This window comes from Yoonia sp. (genome assembly GCF_017854415.1).
Lineage (GTDB): Bacteria > Pseudomonadota > Alphaproteobacteria > Rhodobacterales > Rhodobacteraceae > Yoonia.
The window spans coordinates 1-2,740 of sequence record NZ_JAFMHR010000222.1 but is presented as its reverse complement, the minus strand read 5'-3'; the positions used below and the strand labels follow the sequence as shown (position 1 = coordinate 2,740).

Below are 2,740 nucleotides of genomic sequence, written 5' to 3'. Positions count from 1 at the left end.
CAGATACAGCCACCTAAACGGCATGGGATTTACCCCACTTCGCTATTTGGGTTTTTGCCCGAGGCCGGTAACGCGGCAGGCACAGAACAATCACGCAGACAATCAGCGCCAATTGGGCCACAGCCCCGACGATAAAAGCACTAAATGACGATTGCAGCGTACCTTGCACGAACGGGTAAAACAGCAATGGGTATAAAGCGAAGGACGCAAACCGCAGTGTATTTTGCGCGCAAAGCACTGCAATCTCTGCGCGGCGATAGACCCAGCCCAATGCAAAACCGACGACTGCTCCGGCAGGGCCGAAATTGATATATGCCTCACCGGGGCCGGTGACATTGAACGCGCCACCAGTCATTAAACCCATGACTTCGCGTTTGAAAAAGACACCTAGATCAATGGCAGGTTTGTCGGGCCAGAAGGCACGCGGGAACCAGCCAAAGCCCCACCACGTATAGCTTCCCCCCCATAGATACATCTGAGGCGCTACGCGGTCTGTGACCATCACAGCGGCATTGAAATCTAGGAAGTACGTTGAGCCGACGACTTGGTGCAACAACCCTGCGTCATTGCCCCGCAGCGCGGTCATATAGGCCGAGAACAAAAGCACCGTCGTCGCTGCTATGAACGCGACAAACAGTGATCGTAACCGGACGGGGCCACCGACCAGAAGATAGGTGATTGCGCCAAAAGCGAACAGCTCGACCAGTTCAAAACGGTCGCCGGAAACCAAAGCAATGCAAACCACCAAGGCTGCGATCAACGCCGATTGCGCCAACACCATCGCATTGCGCAACACGATCCCATTGGCGAACAACAGCACGAAAGCGCATTTTGGCACGATGAATAGTGTCTTGATCCCTGCCAGCGTCGCCCCGTTTCCAGCTGCGTCTACATTGATCTGTTTGTCCGTATTCAGCGTTTCCAACAGATCAGCCGAAATTCCGGACACGCCCCGCGCGCGTAGCATGAGAACAAGGGTCAGCCCTGCGATCATAAAGGATGCTGCGAACAGCCAGTTATGCCTTTGCAGACCAGACGCAATCAGACGGATTTCGCGGACTGCGGCGGGACGATCAGAGGCATGCACGCCGACACGATATCCCGCACACATCAACAAGATAAACGTGCCCAGATACAGTGCCCCCTTTAGATCAGCACCGGGTGTGTCGATGAAACGACTATAAAAAGACCACTCTGGCGCAAAGGCGTAGACGACCGCTTTGACCAAGAAGCCGAAGGCGCAAAAATAGCTGAGCAGATGCATGGGTGATACCAGCGGGACAGCCCCATAGCGTCCACCCAACCAAAACGGCAAAGCCGTGACCATACAGGCCAATGCGACAATCAAGAGGTTCTCCACGCGGGCACCTCCCGGCGCCAAAGCACGCAAGCAGAGGTGTCGATGCCCAGTCTTTGCAGCAAGACCGCCCAGACAAGGCCGCTGCCAAGGCACATCGCAACGGTGTACCCAATCGCATTGCTGATCGGGCTCATGTTGGCTCCAAGAAATGCCGCGAAACAGAGGTAGCTTGAGATTGTGGCGGCACGCGCAATGACCGAAAGTGCCGCGTATTTGCTTAGCGTGGCTACCGTGAATCCAGAAGCTAGAAAGGCCTGAACTAACGCGCCGAACAGCAAAATGCCAAAGCATGTGGCAATTTGGGATGTGACGATCAGCAATGGTGATGTTGCAGATATGGCTAACCCGCAAAGGCAAACAGCCGCGATACAAAGTGCAGGGTACCATGCGATTTGGCTACCTTTTGCGCTGGCTTGTTCGAGTGCGATCAAGTCGCCCGCTCCGTAGGCTGCAGCGACTGGTTTTGCGCTGACCCATGTGGCGACGGTTACGGGCAAGGCCACGACATTCGCAATCCGGCGCAAGAGTGCGTAAAGCCCCAGTGCCTCTGCGTTCATGAATGTGCCACCGATGATCAGATCGACTTGCGCCATCAACATGCCCAGTATCGACGTACCCCAAAGGGGCAGACTAAGCCATTTGCCGTGATTACCGGCAGGTTTTGCCAAGGCGCCGCGATGCATCACGCACCACAGTGTCGCGGCGGCGACCATCAAGCACATCAACGCAGCAGCGATCCAAAGCAACGCCTTCGCGTCGCCCGTTGGTTGCAGCAAAGCAGCGACCCCCAACGCAGTGAAAGGCCCTGCGTCACGCAACAGCATTGAGGATTGCACACTTCCCATCGCCCGCATGATGCTGGCCAAACAGCCCACCGCATTTGCACTTAAAGCGACCGCAAAAAGTGTGGCCCATCTGTCGTCGGGCATGACTAATGAGATCGCGAACCAGCCAATTCCGCACAGTAAACTGGGTAGAACGGCGGTCAGTCCGATCATTTGGCTTAGCCGCAGACCAGACCCATCACATAGTGCGCGCAATAGCACCAAAGGACCACCGCATGACACAATCGCACTCGTGACCAGCGCCCCACCCCAAAGGTAAATCAACGCGCCAAATGCACCAAGCCCCAGCTGAAAACTCAGCCAAACCATCACACAGAAATTCAGCCCAACCACAGCAGCGCGTAGCAATAGCGGCCCTGCCACATCGGTCTTTCGCAATCTACGCAAGGCCAGTTTGATCATCAAATCCAAAACCCAAAACATGCGCCCTGCCTTTTACAGGACCGCTTCAGTGTTCATTCATTGTGATTAATTAAAGGTTAACTCCTTTATGTTTCCTTAACCCTGCAAAAAGCCGAGCAAAGGAATGTGGGGC

The 2,740-nt window shown here is 55.1% G+C and carries 2 protein-coding genes; both read right to left on the bottom strand.

Annotated elements, in window-relative coordinates; genetic code table 11:
- Positions 1 to 13 precede the first annotated feature (13 nt).
- Positions 14 to 1,360: an oligosaccharide repeat unit polymerase gene (locus QZ197_RS15730; RefSeq protein WP_296433162.1), complete on the bottom strand. Its 1,347-nt coding sequence runs from the start codon at positions 1,358 to 1,360 to the stop codon at positions 14 to 16.
- On the bottom strand, positions 1,345 to 2,628 hold the full coding sequence (locus QZ197_RS15725; protein WP_296433161.1) for a hypothetical protein: 1,284 nt from the start codon (positions 2,626 to 2,628) through the stop codon (positions 1,345 to 1,347). The genes QZ197_RS15730 and QZ197_RS15725 overlap by 16 nt, the downstream gene beginning before the upstream one ends.
- Positions 2,629 to 2,740: the final 112 nt, after the last annotated feature.

Bases quoted from the DNA above. Each gene is read 5' to 3' on its own strand.
- QZ197_RS15725 (WP_296433161.1), bottom strand. From the start codon at position 2,628: ATGTTTTGGGTTTTGGATTTGATGATCAAACTGGCCTTGCGTAGATTG.